General features: G+C 61.7%; 14 protein-coding genes. 8 read left to right on the forward strand and 6 right to left on the reverse strand.

What is annotated here, in order from left to right:
- Positions 1 to 44 precede the first annotated feature (44 nt).
- On the forward strand, positions 45 to 821 hold the full coding sequence (locus KHO30_RS07345) for an NAD(P)H-dependent oxidoreductase (RefSeq protein ID WP_200620362.1): 777 nt from the start codon (positions 45 to 47) through the stop codon (positions 819 to 821).
- 220 nt (positions 822 to 1,041) lie between these two features.
- Complete coding sequence (locus KHO30_RS07350; protein WP_211700443.1) at positions 1,042 to 1,884, forward strand: alpha/beta hydrolase; 843 nt, start codon at positions 1,042 to 1,044, stop codon at positions 1,882 to 1,884.
- Between the two features lie 20 nt (positions 1,885 to 1,904).
- Here KHO30_RS07350 and KHO30_RS07355 read toward each other — a convergent pair whose 3' ends face one another.
- From KHO30_RS07355 to KHO30_RS07375, 5 genes are all read right to left on the reverse strand, one after another.
- Positions 1,905 to 2,852, reverse strand: a complete 948-nt coding sequence (locus KHO30_RS07355; protein ID WP_211700444.1) for an alpha/beta hydrolase — start codon at positions 2,850 to 2,852, stop codon at positions 1,905 to 1,907.
- 2 nt (positions 2,853 to 2,854) lie between these two features.
- On the reverse strand, positions 2,855 to 3,367 hold the full coding sequence (locus KHO30_RS07360) for a thioesterase family protein (RefSeq protein ID WP_211700445.1): 513 nt from the start codon (positions 3,365 to 3,367) through the stop codon (positions 2,855 to 2,857).
- A gap of 97 nt (positions 3,368 to 3,464) precedes the next feature.
- Positions 3,465 to 4,430, reverse strand: coding sequence for an L-carnitine dehydrogenase (locus KHO30_RS07365; protein WP_211700446.1), 966 nt, complete (start codon positions 4,428 to 4,430; stop codon positions 3,465 to 3,467).
- A gap of 68 nt (positions 4,431 to 4,498) precedes the next feature.
- Positions 4,499 to 5,428, reverse strand: a complete 930-nt coding sequence (cdhC, locus tag KHO30_RS07370) for a 3-dehydrocarnitine:acetyl-CoA trimethylamine transferase CdhC (RefSeq protein WP_211700447.1) — start codon at positions 5,426 to 5,428, stop codon at positions 4,499 to 4,501.
- 57 nt (positions 5,429 to 5,485) lie between these two features.
- Entirely contained in the window at positions 5,486 to 6,439 is a 954-nt protein-coding gene (locus KHO30_RS07375) for a choline ABC transporter substrate-binding protein (RefSeq protein ID WP_211700448.1), read from the reverse strand.
- A 361-nt stretch (positions 6,440 to 6,800) separates the two neighbouring features.
- Between KHO30_RS07375 and KHO30_RS07380 the strand changes: the two genes are divergently transcribed.
- A complete protein-coding gene (locus tag KHO30_RS07380; protein ID WP_211700449.1) occupies positions 6,801 to 7,817 on the forward strand; it encodes a GlxA family transcriptional regulator in 1,017 nt (338 codons plus the stop codon).
- Positions 7,818 to 8,034: 217 nt separating this feature from the next.
- Positions 8,035 to 8,361, forward strand: coding sequence for a DUF4148 domain-containing protein (locus tag KHO30_RS07385; RefSeq protein WP_211700450.1), 327 nt, complete (start codon positions 8,035 to 8,037; stop codon positions 8,359 to 8,361).
- A 146-nt stretch (positions 8,362 to 8,507) separates the two neighbouring features.
- Here the strand turns inward: KHO30_RS07385 and KHO30_RS07390 are convergent, their stop codons facing one another.
- Entirely contained in the window at positions 8,508 to 9,416 is a 909-nt protein-coding gene (locus KHO30_RS07390) for a LysR family transcriptional regulator (RefSeq protein ID WP_211700451.1), read from the reverse strand.
- A gap of 102 nt (positions 9,417 to 9,518) precedes the next feature.
- On the opposite strand from KHO30_RS07390, the gene mdlC reads away from it, so the two are divergent.
- From mdlC to KHO30_RS07410, 4 genes are all read left to right on the forward strand, one after another.
- Positions 9,519 to 11,138 carry a benzoylformate decarboxylase gene (gene mdlC / locus KHO30_RS07395; RefSeq protein WP_211700452.1) on the forward strand — a complete coding sequence of 540 codons (1,620 nt, stop codon included), beginning with the start codon at positions 9,519 to 9,521 and terminating at the stop codon, positions 11,136 to 11,138.
- A 54-nt stretch (positions 11,139 to 11,192) separates the two neighbouring features.
- Positions 11,193 to 12,644 (forward strand): aldehyde dehydrogenase, encoded by a 1,452-nt coding sequence (locus KHO30_RS07400; protein ID WP_211700453.1) that lies wholly within the window; start codon positions 11,193 to 11,195, stop codon positions 12,642 to 12,644.
- A gap of 355 nt (positions 12,645 to 12,999) precedes the next feature.
- Positions 13,000 to 14,271 carry an MFS transporter gene (locus KHO30_RS07405; RefSeq protein ID WP_244179368.1) on the forward strand — a complete coding sequence of 424 codons (1,272 nt, stop codon included), beginning with the start codon at positions 13,000 to 13,002 and terminating at the stop codon, positions 14,269 to 14,271.
- A gap of 210 nt (positions 14,272 to 14,481) precedes the next feature.
- Entirely contained in the window at positions 14,482 to 15,618 is a 1,137-nt protein-coding gene (locus KHO30_RS07410) for a porin (protein ID WP_093634731.1), read from the forward strand.
- Positions 15,619 to 15,622 lie beyond the last annotated feature (4 nt).

Consider the following 15,622-nt stretch of genomic DNA (forward strand, 5'->3'; position numbering starts at 1 on the left):
GCAAGAGACCTATCGTGGTGCTTTCTTGCAATGGAGGTCAGGTCATGAATGTTCTTCTCGTCTATGCACATCCGGAACCCAGGTCATTGAACGGATCCCTTAAGGACTTTTCGGTCAAGCGTCTCGAGGATGCCGGACACGTCGTCCAGGTATCCGATCTGTATGCGATGAACTGGAAAGCATCGCTCGATGCAAACGACAGCCTCGACAGGCAACCAGGCGCACGTTTCGATCCCTCTCTCGATTCGAAGCGTGCTTTCAAAGACGGACGGCAAAGCCAGGACATCGCGCTCGAACAGGAGAAGCTGAAGTGGGCGGATGCAGTGATTTTGCAGTTTCCGCTGTGGTGGTTCTCGATGCCTGCGATCCTGAAAGGCTGGGTGGAACGTGTCTATGCATATGGCTTCGCGTATGGCGTCGGGGAACACTCCGACGCGCGCTGGGGCGACCGCTATGGTGAAGGCAACATGGCGGGCAAGCGGGCGATGCTGGTCGTGACAACAGGTGGCTGGGAGTCGCATTACAGCCCGCGTGGTATCAACGGTCCGATCGACGACGTGTTGTTCCCTATCCAGCACGGCATTCTGTATTACCCTGGTTTCGACGTTTTGCCACCGTTCGTGATCCATCGGACAAGCCGGATCGATGAAGCACGCTTTTCCGAAGTGCAGAACGCGCTCGGGCACCGTCTCGATGATCTCTGGAAGACTGCTCCGATACCGTTTCGCCCGCAGAACGCTGGCGCATATGACATCCCGGCGCTCACACTGCGGTCTGATGTTGCTACGGATGAGGTCGGCTTTTCAGCGCACATTGAATAGATGCGTTGCGTTCCCCACATTCGTGAGCAGGGCGTAATTGTTAAATAGACGTTCGGTTTGGGCCGTTCCAGCTCGCCCGGAATGGCGCCAAGCTGACGGGACCGTATGCTTCGTTGAAATTTGGTTGTAAGTCGCCGTTGTTAGAGTCATTGACAGAATTTTGCCGCTAGATGCCAGACAGTGTTCTTTGGACACATAGAAAGGGGGAGAGCGACAAACCATGAAAATGAATCGTGCGTTCTGGCTCATTCTGACGCTGCTTTTGACGAACCCGGTCTGGGCGTTCCAGTCCAGGATCGTCACCATTCCCAGCGCGGCCATGCATAAGTCGCTCGAGGCGACGGTGGTGCTGCCTGACCAATACACGCACGGCAAGGCGGCCGATCGCTTTCCCGTCGTCTATTTGCTGCACGGTTCAGGTGGCGACTACACCGACTGGACCACGAATTCGCACATCGGCAAACTGGCCGACCGCTATCACGTGATCCTCGTTATGCCCGACGGCGGTCACGAGAGCTGGTATATCGATAGCCCTGTCGATCCGCGCAGCCGTTACGAAACTTATGTAGGCACAGAAGTCGTCGGATATATCGACACGCATTTCCGCACGATTGCGACGCGTGAGGCGCGCGCGATTACGGGCTTGAGCATGGGCGGTTTCGGGGCGCTGCATATCGCGCTAGACCGGCCGGACGAATTCGGCGCCGCGGGAAGTATTAGCGGAGCAGTCGATCCGCGCGGGTGCGAGGATGAGCCTGGGATCGATCAGGTGTTTGGGGATCCGACTCGCCACGCCGACTTCTGGAACAACGAGGCGATTGTCGAGAACGCGCGTAATTTCGGAAATGCGCATATTGCGCTGACGATCGATTGCGGGGTGAACGATTCGCTTGTTCAGTCGAACCGGATGCTGCATGCGCGGCTTGTCGAGTTGGGCGTGCCGCATGATTACGCGGAGCGGCCTGGCGGCCATACGTGGAAGTATTGGTCGAATGCGGTGCAATACCAGGTGCTGTTCTTTGCCAGTTCATTCAAGCGGAATGGCGCAGCGGCACAGACGTGAAGCGTGCATGGCTTGAGCCATCACTGCATGCCTGAATGCTCGGCTAGAAACTGGCAGACAATGCGATGCATTGCCTGTACGCCGGGACTCGATTCGAGCGCACGCCAGCACCCGTGTACGAGTCCAGTTCCAATCCATAACCGGGCCTGTCCGCCAGCTGCATTAACGCGTTCGACAAACACGGTCGCGTCGTCCCGCAACGGATCGTGTTCAGCCCCTAAGGCAAGTGTCGGCGGGAGCCGGTCGAAGCGTGCCGCATCGAGCGGTATCGTCCACGCAGGATAGGGCGGCCGTTCGCCCCAATACAGATCGCGAAACGCATGGACGTTGGCAAGCGTGAGCATCGGCGCGTGCGCTTCGCTTTCGCGCGCTGGCATTTGCGGGTCGGTGCCGAGCATTGGATAGACGAGCGCAAGTCCGCGCACGCCTTGAATACCGTCATCGCGCAAGCGCATCGCGACGCTGGCAGCGAGTGTGGCGCCGGCGCTGTCACCCGCCAACTGCAGTGCACCACGTGAGAGCGAATCGAACGGCAATTGGCCGGCCAGTGCGGCAAGCGTAATCTCCAGGCAATCGTCATGAGCTGCTGGAGCGCGGTGTTCGGGAGCCAGCCGGTAGTCGACCGCAATCACATCGAGTCCGGTATCCGCGGCAATTCGTGCGGTTACGATCTGGTGACTATCCAACGAGCCGAGCACAAAGCCGCCACCGTGAAAGTACAACACGGTGCCGACGGGTGTCCCGCTCGCCTTTCTACGATTCCGATAAAGCCGCAGTTTGATTGGATGGCCGGCGCTTGCGCGAAACACAGCGTCTTCGGTTGTCACATCGGCTGGCAAAGGCGGCGTGAGCGCCGCAGCATAGCGCTCGTAAATCGTGCGCTGTTCGCTCGGCGGCAATGAAGTCGAATGCCCCGCATAGATGGCAGCGGTCCGTTCGATGAACGCGGCGATCTCCGGTTCAAGCATGCTCACTCCTCGCGGCTAATACGCGGCGCCTTGACCGGCAAGCCGATCACGCGGCCCGCAAACCTGGCCGCCGGCAACACAGTATGCGCTTCTGCCAACGCCCGCACGCGCGCCTCGACATCCGGGTCGAAGGCGATAGCGCGCGGTCCACCCGTATCCACATGCAGCAGCATCTGTTCGCCCGCGGCCACCGGTTCAACGCCATCGTCAGCGAACATTTCGAGGTACAGATGCAGCCGCTTTGCATCATGCCCAAGCACGCGCATATCGACGCGAACCTGCACACCCTCCTTGATTTCATGCAGGTAGTTGATATGCGCTTCGAGCGTATAGATCGAGCGGCCGCGTTCCTTGCGCACCGAATCGGGCAGCCCGATCACATCAATCAACGCATCAGTCGCGAAGCTGAAAATCAGCATGTAGAACGCGTCGCGCAAATGGCCGTTGTAGTCGACCCACTCGGCGCGCACGACGTCGCGATAGCAGGGCAAAGAAGCGTGGTGCGGCGTTGGCATATGCAATCGTTTCCTTTATCCCTATGAAGTGCTGGCCGCAGCGATTTTATGCCGACGATGCACCCCGGCAGAGCGGGGCGTCTTTCGACACACAGTATCACTCTGCGGCAAGTATGCCGTGCCGTGCTTTGGCTTCTCCAATCGCCGCCAGCACGCTCGTAATGCAATCGTCCCGATAGCGTTCGAGTTGCTTGATCGAGCGCGCCCCGACCTGTTCAGACGTTCCGTCCACCACCCGGTTGATCAATTCGTCAGTAAGCTGCGGCGCTACCAGTTTAGTCCACGGCAGTTCCAATGCGGGGCCAAACTGCTGCATGAAGTGGCGCATGCCAGCGTCGCCGCCCGCCAGGGTATAGGTCAGAAACGTGCCCATGAACGACCAGCGGATGCCCGCGCCGAAGCGGATCGCATCGTCGATTTCGCCCGTGGTCGCCACGCCTTCGTTGACCAGATGCAGCGCCTCGCGCCACAGCGCTTCGAGCAAACGATCGGCGATAAAGCCCGGTACTTCCTTGCGTACGAGAAGCGGGCGCATCGACAGCGAACGATAAATCTGCATCGCGGCGTCGATGGTGGCCGGTGCGGTACTTTCGCCGCCGAGCACTTCGACGAGCGGCAGCAGATACACCGGGTTGAACGGATGCCCGACGATGCAACGCTGCGGATTCACCGCTCGTGCGTAGAAATCGCTTGGCAGCAGGCCGGACGTGGATGAGGCGATGATTGCATCAGGCTTCGCCGCACGGCTGATCTGCTCGTGCAAGGCGAGCTTCAATTCTTCGCGTTCGGGCGCGCTTTCCTGAATGAAGTCCGCCTGTTCGACGCAGGCTTCAATCGTATCGACGAAACGCAACCTGTCGGGCGTTGCGCCCTCGGCGAGGCCGACGCGCTCCAGGGCCGGCCACGCGTTCGCGATGTTCTCACGCAACTGTTTCTCCGCGCCGGGAGCAGGGTCCCACGCGACGACATCAAGGCCGTGCGCGAGCGCGCGCGCTACCCAGCCGCTGCCGATCACGCCCGCGCCGATTGCCGCAAATGTTTTGATATCGACGATCACTGCCATTGCTGATGTTTCCTTTGCCTATGAGTTCTCAGGTTTCGATGCGCGCTTTATCAAGCGACGCGACACCTTCACGCGTACTGTCCCGCGGCACGCCGCTCCAACTGCCGCTCGCCACGCGCGGGCAGGCCGAGCTTGCGGCGGCCTTCCGCAGGTGTCAGCGCGCGACCGCCGAGCCGTTCGATGATCTCAACCGCGCGTTGCACCAGCGTGCCGTTCGTTGCAGGCACACCTTTGTCGAGCCAGATGTTGTCTTCGAGGCCGACACGCACGTGGCCGCCGAGGAGCATCGCCTGCGCGACCATGGGCATCTGCATGCGGCCGATGCCGAAACCGGCCCATTGCGCGCCAGACGGAAGACTGTCCGCCATCGCTTTCATCGTCGTGGTATCGGCGGGCGCGCCCCATGGAATGCCGAGGCAGATCTGAAACAGCGGCGGCGCGTCGAGCAAGCCTTCCTTGAGCAATTGCTTCGCGAACCAAAGATGTCCGGTATCGAAGATCTCCAGCTCCGGCTTTACGCCGAGCTCCTGAATACGTTGCGCGCCGGCCCGCAATTGCGCGGGCGTCGACACGTAGATGTAGTCGCCGTCGCCGAAATTGAGCGTGCCGCAATCGAGCGTGCAGATTTCCGGCAGCAGTTCCTCGACGTGCGCGAGCCGCGTCAAACCGCCCACAAGGTCGGTTCCCGCGCCGAAGCGCATCGGGTCTTCGCCGGGACCGATCTCGAGATCGCCGCCCATGCCCGCCGTCAGATTGATGATTACGTCGGTGCCCGACGAACGGATCCGGTCGACAACCTCGCGATACAACTGCGGATCGCGGCTGCCGCGACCGGTTTTCGGATCGCGCACATGGCAGTGTGCGACAGTGGCGCCGGCCTTTGCCGCTTCGATAGCGGCTTCGGCGATCTGTTTCGGCGTGACGGGGATGGCCGGATGCTTGCCGACCGTATCGCCCGCGCCGGTGACCGCGCAGGTCACGATGACTTCATGATTCATGCGTGCTAGTTCCTGTGGATTGAAATGCGCGACTGGATGGATGCAAGCCGGACCGGGTTAAAGCCCAAGATAGGCTTTCACCGCAGGCAAGCCGTCTTTCCCGTCATACGTCTTCACGCCTGCGAGCCACGCATCCAGTACTTGCGGGTTCTTCTTCAGATACGCTTTGGCGGCATCGGCAGGTTTCTCCTTGTTCATCACCGACTGCATCACCACGTTCTCCAGTTGCGTCGAAAAGCGCAGATTGCTCACGAGCTTGCCGGCGTTCGGGCAACGTGTCAGAAAGTCGGGGGACGTCAGCGTATAAACGCGTGCTTCGCCATCGTTCGGACCGAATACGCCGTCGCTGCCGGTGAGGTATTTCATGTCGATCTGGATATTCATCGGATGCGGCTCCCAGCCGAGGAATACCACCCATTTCTTCGCGCGAATGGCGCGATCCACGGAAACCAGCATGCCCGCTTCACTCGATTCGATCAGCTTGAAATCGCCGAGGCCGAACTGATTGCTGGCGATCATTTTCTGAATCGCCGCGTTCGCGCTGCTGCCGGGTTCGATGCCATAGATCTTGCCGTCGAGCTGATCGCGATGTTTGGCGATGTCGGCGAACGTCTTCAGGCCGGCGTCGTATTCGTAGCTCGGTACGGCGAAGGTCGCTTTAGCGCCAGTCAGGTTGGGCGGTTGCAGCACCTGAATCGATTTCGAATCGATGAACGGCGTAATCGCTTTCTCCTGCACGGGCCACCAGTAGCCGAGCGACACATCGAGCTGTTTGCTCTTCAGGCCCGCGAACGAAATCGGCACCGAAGCGACGGTCGTCACAGGCTGATAGCCGAGTCCCTCGAATACGGTCGAGGCGAGCGCCGTGGTCGACGTGATGTCGGTCCAGCCGATGTCGGCAAAATGCACCGCGCGGCAGGTGGAGGGATCCTGTGCAAGTACCGGCGACGCAGCGACGACGGCCGCCAGACAGACAAGATGGGCAAGCAAGGCTTTGACGCGTAACTTCATGACGTTCCCCCTTCGGACACGTTGAACTGCGTGTTACGAAATGGCCGCGGCGAGAAAAACCGAGCGGCCCCCGGACCTGCGCGATACGGCTCGAGCCATGCTTGAGCAGGGCTTGAACTGCACGAGTGACGTAACGTTAATGCCCCATATTCTCGCCAAAGCGACCGCCAGCGACCCGTTCTTGCTTCCACGCGACAACGAGGGAAAACCAGCACCATTCGTCATTGCGGCGCAGCATCGATTCACCGCGTTGAATTTTGGTGCGCCTTGCCGGCTTGGGCGCTGCTTGCTACGCTCGCCCGGGACCCCGCGTTCGCTTGCGGTTTGTGTCCCTCTGTTTCCCTGATCGAGTTTGCGCACGATGCCCGAAGATATGTCGTTCCTGCTGCTGCCTGGCTTTTCGGCGATCGGCTTCATGTCGGCGGTCGAGCCTTTGCGCGTGGCGAACCGCTTTCGCGGCGATCTCTACCGCTGGCGCATTCTGAGTCTCGACGGCGCGCCGGTCGCGGCCAGCAACGGTATATCGATCAATGCAGAAGCGGCAATCGCCGATGTCCACGAGGCGCAGACGGTATTCGTCGTGGCGGGCTTCGAGCCGCTCGCCTGCTATACGCGCGTACTTGGCGATTGTCTGAAGCGGCTCGAGCGCGTCGGCGCGACGCTCGGTGGCATCGACACGGGCAGCTTCATCCTTGCGGAGGCCGGGCTCCTGAGCGGCTCGGACAGCGTGACGGTGCACTGGGAAGCGCTGTCGGCGTTCAGCGAGCGCTATCCCTCACTAAACGCAAGCCAGGAACTGTTCGAAATCGGCGCGCGGCGCATCACCTGTGCGGGCGGCACGGCGTCGATCGATATGATGCTCGACCTGATCGGCCGCAAACACGGCGCAGCGTTGGCCTCGGCGGTGTCGGAACAGTTCGTCGTGAGTCGGATCCGGCAGCGTTCGGATCATCAGCGGATGGAAATTGCGGCGCGTTACGGCGTGCACAACCGCAAGCTGATTCAGGTGATCGGCGCAATGGAACAGCATATGGAAGAACCGCTGACGCCCGACCAACTCGCCGAGGAAATCAGCGTGACGCGGCGGCAACTGGAGCGGCTGTTTTGCGCGTCGCTGAAGGACACGCCGACGCATTTCTATCAGCAACTGCGTCTCACCCGTGCGCGCGAGTTGCTGCAGCAGACCGACATGTCGATCACCTCGATTTGTGTCGCGTGCGGATTCGAGTCGCCCTCGCATTTTTCGCGGACATATCGTGCGCGGTTCGGCGTGAGTCCGAGAAGCGACCGGCAGGTGACGGGCGGCAGAAATGGCAGCGCGGTGTTGTCAGCAAGCGCGGCAACCCTTGCATCGGCCCCGGTATTGTTGGAAAGCTGAGTTCGTTGCGCGCGAGACCTCAAACATTGGGAGCCCGATTTGCCGGCTTGACGATCCATATTTCAACAAGTGTTCACGGCAATTGTGCCGTTTCTAGCAACAGTGAATTCGTTTATTAGGGGTTTACCCTATATCAGCTGCCTCCTAGACTGTCGTCACTGGCTGCAAACAAACAGGTTTGCGGCGCCGCATAAAACAATCTCTGGAGGTAGTCATCATGAAATCGCTGATCGAAGCTGTTGTTATCGCCGCTCTCATTACTGCGCCGCTCGCTGCTTTTGCTCAATCCAATCAGCCGGTAACCCGCGCTCAAGTGCGTGCGGAGCTGGTGCAACTGGAAAAGGCAGGGTACAACCCGGCTTTGTCGAATGCGGATGACTACCCGGCAAACATTCAGGCTGCTGAAGCCCGCGTCGCTGCACAAAACGGCGTCGCCCAAACCAGCGGTTATGGTTCGGCAACGAACGGCTCGTCGCAAGCAGGCAGCCGCACCGAAACGACGTCGAGCTCGTATTCGGCTCCGGTTGTCTACGTCGGTCATTAATAGGCGGTGGCGCGAGCAGTAGTCTCGCGCCTGCCTGATTGACTGCGATACACAGCGGCCCCGCTTTCACATTCAAGTGAAAGCGGGGCCGCTGTGCTATTGAGCGTTAAACGACGCCGTCGGCGCTCGTGGCCTCATGTGAGCCGTTACCCCTGAGTTGCAGTCAACTGCCTGAGTTGCTCCAACAGCTTCACTGCCGGACTCGGCAAAATCCCCTGACGGCGTCGAAACGCCGTCAACGTACGGCGCGCGACGAGACCCGGAATCGGCAGCGTATCGAACACGCCAGCCGCGCTTTCGGTGTCGTACATCGGCGTCGCCATCCAGCTTAGAAATCCCGCACGCGTCACCAGGCTTTTCAGCACCGTGATCGAGCGCGTCTCGACGGCAATCTGCGGCATGCCGAGCCCATGCTCGGCAAACACATGCTGCATATGCTCGAACGGACCCGTCCCACGAGGCGGCACGCACCACTGCTGATCGAGTGTGTCGGCAAGCGACAAATCCGTTTTGTTTCGTAGCGGATGATCGAGCGCGGCGACCACATAGCTCGTGTCTTCCCATCTGCAATCGGCAATCGCCGTAATCTCATCCGTGTCCGGCACCGCCATGCTGAGCGCGAGATCGATCTCGTGTTTCATCAGGCTGTCAGCAAGCCGGTCCCATACCCCCTCCGTGATCTCGACACGCAGATTCGGCCAGCGTGCGAGCACGCCGCTTACCGCGAGCGGCAGCACGAGCGTCGCGATGCTCGCCACCGCGCCGACGCGAATCGTCCCTTTCGCGAGGCCGCGCATCGCGTCGATTTCCTCGCGGGCGTGATCGGCTTCGCGCTGCAGCAGCGTGGCGTGAGGCAGCAGCGCGCTGCCGATCGCAGTAAGCTGCATACCCTTCGAGTGCCGTTCGAACAGCGGTGCGCCAACCTGATCCTCGAGCCGCTTGATGGTGCGGCTCAGCGCAGGCTGGGTGACGTGCAGCACTTCCGCGGCACGGCCCAGACTGCCGCTCGCGACGATGGTTGCAAACGCGTGCAATTGCTGAAGATTGAAAGTCATGCGCAAAAGTAATGCCTTTTCTCAAAAAAGGCAATTTTCAATCAACCTTGAGCTTCCGATAATGAGCCTTCAAGAAACGGCGCTCATCACTAGGAGACATGGATGACCAGCAACGCGCCCCGTTCAGACGCATCGGGATCTTCTCAACACGCATCGTTCACCGTGCGCCACGCCGTCATCGATCTCATGCGGCGCCTCGGCATGACTTCGGTGTTCGCCAATCCGGGGTCGACGGAATTGCCGCTGTTCCGCGATTTCCCGCAAGATTTCCGTTATATGCTGGGTTTGCAGGAAGCCGTCGTGGTCGGCATGGCCGACGGTTACGCGCAGGCCACCCGCAACGCTTCGTTCGTCAATCTGCATTCCGCGGCGGGCGTGGGCAATGCGATGGGCAACATCTTCACCGCGTTCCGCAATCGCACGCCGATCGTGATTACCGCCGGGCAGCAGGCCCGCTCGATTCTGCCGTTCGACCCGTTCCTCGCGTCGACGCAAGCCACCGAATTGCCGAAGCCGTACGTCAAATGGAGCATCGAACCGGCCCGCGCCGAAGACGTGCCGCTGGCGATCGCGCGCGCCTATCACGTGGCGATGCAGGAGCCGCGCGGGCCGGTGCTGGTGTCGATTCCCGTCGACGATTGGGACCGCGCCGCGGAGCCGGTGCCGGCACGCGTAGTCAGTACTGAGACGCGGCCTGAGCCGTTCGTGCTGGCGCAGATTGGCGCGTCGCTCGATGCCTGTGAACGGCCGGCTTTCGTGGTGGGCGGCGCTGTCGACCGCGCCGGCGGCTGGGACGAAGTCGTGCGTCTTGCCGAACGCCACAACGCCCGCGTGTTCGTCGCGCCGATGACAGGCCGCTGCGCGTTCCCCGAAGACCACCGCCTGTTCGCCGGTTTCTTGCCGGCCATGCGCGAGAAGATCGTCGAGTTGCTCGGCGGCCATGATCTGATCTTCGTGATCGGCGCACCAGCCTTCACGTATCACGTCGAAGGTCACGGCCCACATCTGCCGGCCGGCGCAACGCTGTGTCAGTTGATCGACGATCCGGCCATTGCGGCTTGGGCGCCAACCGGCACGGCGGTGGTCGGCAATATTCGCCTCGGCGTGGCCGATCTGCTGACACGGCCCGCGCCGAGGACGCGCCCGTTGCCCGCACTACGCACCGTATCGCCGCGCGCAGAGCCGTCTTCGTTGATGTCGGTGGCGTTCGCATTGCAGACCCTCGCCGAGGTGCGCCATGCGGACGACATCGTGGTCGAGGAGGCGCCGAGCTCGCGCCCGGTGATGCAGAACTATCTGCCGTTTACGCGCAGCGGCACCTTCTACACGATGGATAGCGGCGGCCTGGGTTATGGCATGCCGGCTGCTGTCGGCGTGGCGTTGGCGAAGCCCGGCACGCGCGTGATCGGCCTGATCGGCGACGGCTCCAGCATGTATTCGATCCAGGCCATCTATAGCGCCGTGCAGATGAAACTGCCGATCACATTCGTGATCCTGAACAATTCCCGCTATGCCGCGTTGCAGGACTTTGCCCCGGAATTTGGATTTGGTCCGAGCGATCCGGTGCAAGGCACCGATCTGCCGGGACTCGACTTCGTAGCGCTTGCTGCAGGCATGGGTTGCCGGGGCACGCGCGTGACCGACGCCGAACGCCTGCATGACGTGCTGCGCGACGCGTTGGCGTCACCCGGACCGATGCTGGTCGAAGTCGTCGTGGCTTGACATTAAGCGAGCGCCGCGCCCGCATTCATAAAACTTTCCGCAGGAGACAGGACGATGCAGAGTATTTCGATGCTGATCAACGGCGTAGCCGTGCAAGCGAGCAATGGCGCCACCTTCGAGCGCCGCAATCCGCTCGACGGCGAAGTCGCGACGCGTGCTCCCGCGGCGACGGTTGCCGACGCGGTAGCCGCTGCCGATGCCGCGGCAGCGGCGTTTCCGGCATGGTCCGCGCTGGGGCCGAGCGAGCGCCGCGCGCTGCTGATGAAGGCCGCGCATGCGCTGGAAGCGCGCAGCGAGGCGTTCGCCGCGGTGATGGCAGCGGAGACTGGCGCGTCGGCAATGTGGGCGGGGTTCAATGTGCATCTCGCCGCCGGCGGATTGATGGAAGCGGCGGCGCTCACTACGCAGATCGGTGGCGAGTTGATCCCGTCCGACGTGCCCGGCAGCCTCGCGATGGGCGTGCGCCAGCCGGCCGGCGTCGTGCTGGGCATCGCGCCGTGGAACGCACCGGTGATCCTCGCCGTGCGTGCGATCGCGTTGCCGCTCGCATGTGGCAATACAGTCGTGCTGAAGGGTTCGGAAGTCTGCCCCGGCACGCACGGACTGATTATCGAAGTGCTGCAGGAAGCGGGCTTGCCGAAGGGCGTGGTGAACTTCGTCACCAATGCACCGGCCGATGCAGGCGCGGTCGTCGAAGCGCTGATCGCGCATCCGAAGGTCCGGCGCGTCAATTTCACCGGCTCCACACATGTGGGCAAGATTATCGCGGCGACGTGTGCGCGCTATCTGAAGCCGTCGGTACTGGAACTCGGCGGAAAGGCGCCGTTGATCGTGCTCGACGACGCGGATCTCGATGCGGCCGTCAACGCCGCTGCATTCGGCGCGTTCGCCAACTCGGGGCAGATCTGCATGTCGACGGAACGGATCGTCGTCGACGAGCGGATCGCTGATCAGTTCGTTGCAAAGCTCGCGCAGAAAGCGCGCGGCCTGTCGCTTGGCGACCCACGCAAAGGGCCGGTCGTGTTGGGATCGGTCGTCGACATGAGCACGGTGCAACGCTGCAATGCGCTGATCGACGATGCCCTGGCCAAAGGCGCCACGCTCGTCTGCGGCGGCAAGGCGGAGAGCACGTTGATGCCCGCCACGCTGCTCGACCACGTCACGCCCGCCATGCGCATTTATGGCGATGAATCGTTCGGACCTGTGAAGGGCATCGTGCGAGTCAACGGCGAAGACGAAGCCGTGGCCTGTGCGAACGACAACGAGTATGGGCTTTCTTCGGCGGTGTTCAGCCGCGATATAGCGCGCGCGATGAACGTCGCGCGGCGCATCGAATCGGGCATCTGCCATGTCAACGGGCCGACCGTTCACGACGAAGCGCAAATGCCGTTCGGCGGCGTGAAGGGTAGCGGCTTTGGACGTTTCGGTGGTCAGGCGGGGATCGCGGAGTTTACGGATATGCGCTGGATTACGGTGCAGACCACGCCGCGTCATTACCCGTTCTGAAGGGCGGAGTGCCGTTGTAGCCGCTACGTGTCGCTGCGCGCAATTTCTTCGCAGCGGTACGCAGTGTCGTGAAAGCCATGCATACATGTCATGGCTTTTGCGCGAAACGGCAATGTCGGAAGCCGTTCACTCGCTCACATACTGACTAAAAAACGTGACCTCAAAAGCGCGGCGCTCAGATCGCGCGCCCAAACCAGGAGACAGCTTCATGACCAGTTATGTACCGCCGGCCGGCTCGGCCAGTGCGGCAACCGGCGAGGCCAATGCGCCACTTGCCGGCCATCAGGCGGGAGTCGAGGAGGGGCGCCATGCCGTCGATATCGGCCGCACGCTCGACGAAGGCCCTTACACCACGATGCAGAAGATCGTGGTGTTTCTCGCGGCCTTGTCGATCGTTCTGGACGGCTTCGATAGTCAGTTGATCGGCTTTGCGATTCCGGTGCTTATCAAGGAGTGGGGCGTCACGCGCGCGGCTTTTGCACCAGTGGTCGCGGCCGGCTTGATCGGCATGGGCATCGGCAGCGCGTGCGCCGGGCTGCTCGCCGATCGCTTCGGCCGCCGCTGGGCGGTGATCGGTAGCGTGCTGGTATTCGGCGCCGCCACTTGCGGCATCAGCTTTGCGCCCGACATCGTGACGATTGCCGTGCTGCGCTTTATCGCCGGCCTCGGCATTGGTGGCGCGTTGCCGAGCTCGACGACCATGACCGCGGAGTTCACGCCGGCTCGCCGCCGCACCTTGGCGGTCACCGCGACAATCGTCTGCGTGCCGCTCGGCGGCATGGTGGCGGGATTGTTCGCGCATGAAATTCTGCCGACGTACGGATGGCGCGGCTTGTTCATGATCGGCGGTGTGCTGCCTCTCGCGCTCAGCGTGTTGCTGTTCTTCACATTGCCCGAATCGCCGCGCTTTCTCGCCCGGCAGCCGCAGCGCTGGCCGGAACTCAAACGCCTGCTTGGCCGGATGTCGCGTCCGGTGGCCAGCGGTTGCGTGTTTACCGACTCGCGCGAACAGGCTGTTGAAAAACACACGGGCTTTACCGCGTTGTTCCGCGAGGGCCTGGCGCTTGATACGGTGGCGATCTGGTGCGCGTTCTGCCTATGCCTGCTGGCCGTCTATAGCGCCTTCAGCTGGCTGCCCACGATGCTGAGCACGCAGGGTCTGTCGGTGTCGGTAGCGGGGTCGGGACTCACCGCGTACAACCTCGGCGGTGTGGTCGGCGCGCTGTTGTGCGCGGTGGTGATCGCTCGTACCGGTTCGCGCTGGCCGTTGATTCTCTGCAGCGCGGGGGGCGCGGCGAGCGCGCTGCTGTTGCTTGGTGTGAACATCTCCGACCACACCGGCTTGCTGATTTTCGGTCTTGGCGTGCACGGCCTGTTTGTCAACGCGGTGCAGTCGACGATGTTTGCGTTGTGCGCTTATGTCTATCCGACCCGTGTGCGCGCAACCGGTACCGCATCGGCGCTCGCGTTCGGCCGGCTCGGCGCGATTGCCAGCGCGTTTGCGGGTGCGGTGGTGATTACGGCTGGCGGCGCGTCGTCATACCTGTGGATGCTCGGAATCGCGATGGTGATCGTGATGGTCGCGCTGATGGTGGTCAAACGCCATATTCCGAAGCCGGGCGGTTGAGGGACGCAATGTCCTGAATCGCGGCGATCCGGTGTGGCACGCGGATCGCCGCTATCTGAAGCAGTCAATCTTTGGCGTATCGGACGGCTTGCATAGCGGTCGGTATTGTCACGTCTGTCATTAGTATCGCTACATAAAAACGCTGCGTGCGGACCGCATACGGATTGGTGTGCGTTCACACAAAGCACTGGTCCAGGAGACTCGGAGAAAATGAAATACAAACTCGCTTTGGGCAGTATGTTGCTCGGTATCAGCGCTTCGTCGTTCGCACAGAGCAGCGTGACGTTGTACGGGATCATCGACACCGGCATCGAATTCGTGACGCATGCGAACGCTGCGGGCGATAGCGTCGTACGGATGCCGGGCATCACGGGCGAATTTCCGTCGCGCTGGGGGATTCGCGGCAAGGAGGGATTGGGTGGCGGGTTGTCCGCGGTCTTCGTACTGGAAAGCGGCTTTAACACCAAAGCCGGCACGCTCAATCAGGGTGGCCGTATGTTTGGGCGACAAGCCTTTGTAGGTCTCGAGAGTCCCTACGGCACGTTGACTTTCGGCCGCCAGTACACGATGACGTATTGGGCGATACTTGATTCCGATCTGCTCGGCCCTGACATTTATGGCGGTACGGGATCGTTCGATCAGTACATGCCGAGCGCGCGCAGCGACAACACGATTGCGTATAAGGGGACGTTCTCGGGCTTTACGTTCGGTGCGACCTATTCGTTCGGCCGCGATTCAGCGGGTACAGGCAATTCGCCGGGGCAGGGCACCTGTGTGGGGTCGATCCCGGGCAGTTCGCAGAGTTGCCGCGAATGGTCGACGATGCTGCGTTATGACATGAACGGCTACGGTGTGGCGGGGGCCTACGACGAACAACGCGGCGGCCCGGGCGCAGCCGCGAATCTGTACGACGGCACGGCACCTTTTGCGCTGACACAATCCGGTGACAAGGACGTGCGGATGCAATTGAATGGCTACGGACACATCGGCCCAGTAAAACTCGGGGCGGGTTGGCTTGGCCGTCACGTCGAGACGGTGTCCCCGGCGTTGCCGGATGTGCGCTCGAATCTGTACTACGTCACGGCAGCGTATAACGTGACGCCTGCCTTCATCCTGGACGGTGGCGTGTACCGCATCATCAATCGCGCCGACGACACCCGCGGCACCATCGCCGCGCTACGCACCACGTATCTGTTGTCGAAGCGTTCGGCGGTTTACCTGCAGGGTGCGTATCTGTTCAATAGCCCGCACGCCGCTTATACGGTGAGCCAGGGCGGCGGAGGCACGACGCCGGCGCCGGGCATCGGGCAACTCGGCGTGATGGCCGGCATTCGCCATTCGTTCTGAGCGA

This window comes from Paraburkholderia aspalathi (assembly GCF_905220735.1).
Taxonomy (GTDB): Bacteria; Pseudomonadota; Gammaproteobacteria; order Burkholderiales; family Burkholderiaceae; genus Paraburkholderia; species Paraburkholderia aspalathi.

Excerpts from the sequence above, each read along its gene's own strand:
- KHO30_RS07345 (WP_200620362.1), top strand. The coding sequence starts at position 45 with ATGAATGTTCTTCTCGTCTATGCACATCCGGAACCCAGGTCATTGAAC.
- KHO30_RS07350 (WP_211700443.1), top strand. The coding sequence starts at position 1,042 with ATGAAAATGAATCGTGCGTTCTGGCTCATTCTGACGCTGCTTTTGACG.
- KHO30_RS07355 (WP_211700444.1), bottom strand. The coding sequence starts at position 2,852 with ATGCTTGAACCGGAGATCGCCGCGTTCATCGAACGGACCGCTGCCATC.
- KHO30_RS07360 (WP_211700445.1), bottom strand. The coding sequence starts at position 3,367 with ATGCCAACGCCGCACCACGCTTCTTTGCCCTGCTATCGCGACGTCGTG.
- KHO30_RS07365 (WP_211700446.1), bottom strand. The coding sequence starts at position 4,430 with ATGGCAGTGATCGTCGATATCAAAACATTTGCGGCAATCGGCGCGGGC.
- cdhC (WP_211700447.1), bottom strand. The coding sequence starts at position 5,428 with ATGAATCATGAAGTCATCGTGACCTGCGCGGTCACCGGCGCGGGCGAT.
- KHO30_RS07375 (WP_211700448.1), bottom strand. The coding sequence starts at position 6,439 with ATGAAGTTACGCGTCAAAGCCTTGCTTGCCCATCTTGTCTGTCTGGCG.
- KHO30_RS07380 (WP_211700449.1), top strand. The coding sequence starts at position 6,801 with ATGCCCGAAGATATGTCGTTCCTGCTGCTGCCTGGCTTTTCGGCGATC.
- KHO30_RS07385 (WP_211700450.1), top strand. The coding sequence starts at position 8,035 with ATGAAATCGCTGATCGAAGCTGTTGTTATCGCCGCTCTCATTACTGCG.
- KHO30_RS07390 (WP_211700451.1), bottom strand. The coding sequence starts at position 9,416 with ATGACTTTCAATCTTCAGCAATTGCACGCGTTTGCAACCATCGTCGCG.
- mdlC (WP_211700452.1), top strand. The coding sequence starts at position 9,519 with ATGACCAGCAACGCGCCCCGTTCAGACGCATCGGGATCTTCTCAACAC.
- KHO30_RS07400 (WP_211700453.1), top strand. The coding sequence starts at position 11,193 with ATGCAGAGTATTTCGATGCTGATCAACGGCGTAGCCGTGCAAGCGAGC.
- KHO30_RS07405 (WP_244179368.1), top strand. The coding sequence starts at position 13,000 with ATGCAGAAGATCGTGGTGTTTCTCGCGGCCTTGTCGATCGTTCTGGAC.
- KHO30_RS07410 (WP_093634731.1), top strand. The coding sequence starts at position 14,482 with ATGAAATACAAACTCGCTTTGGGCAGTATGTTGCTCGGTATCAGCGCT.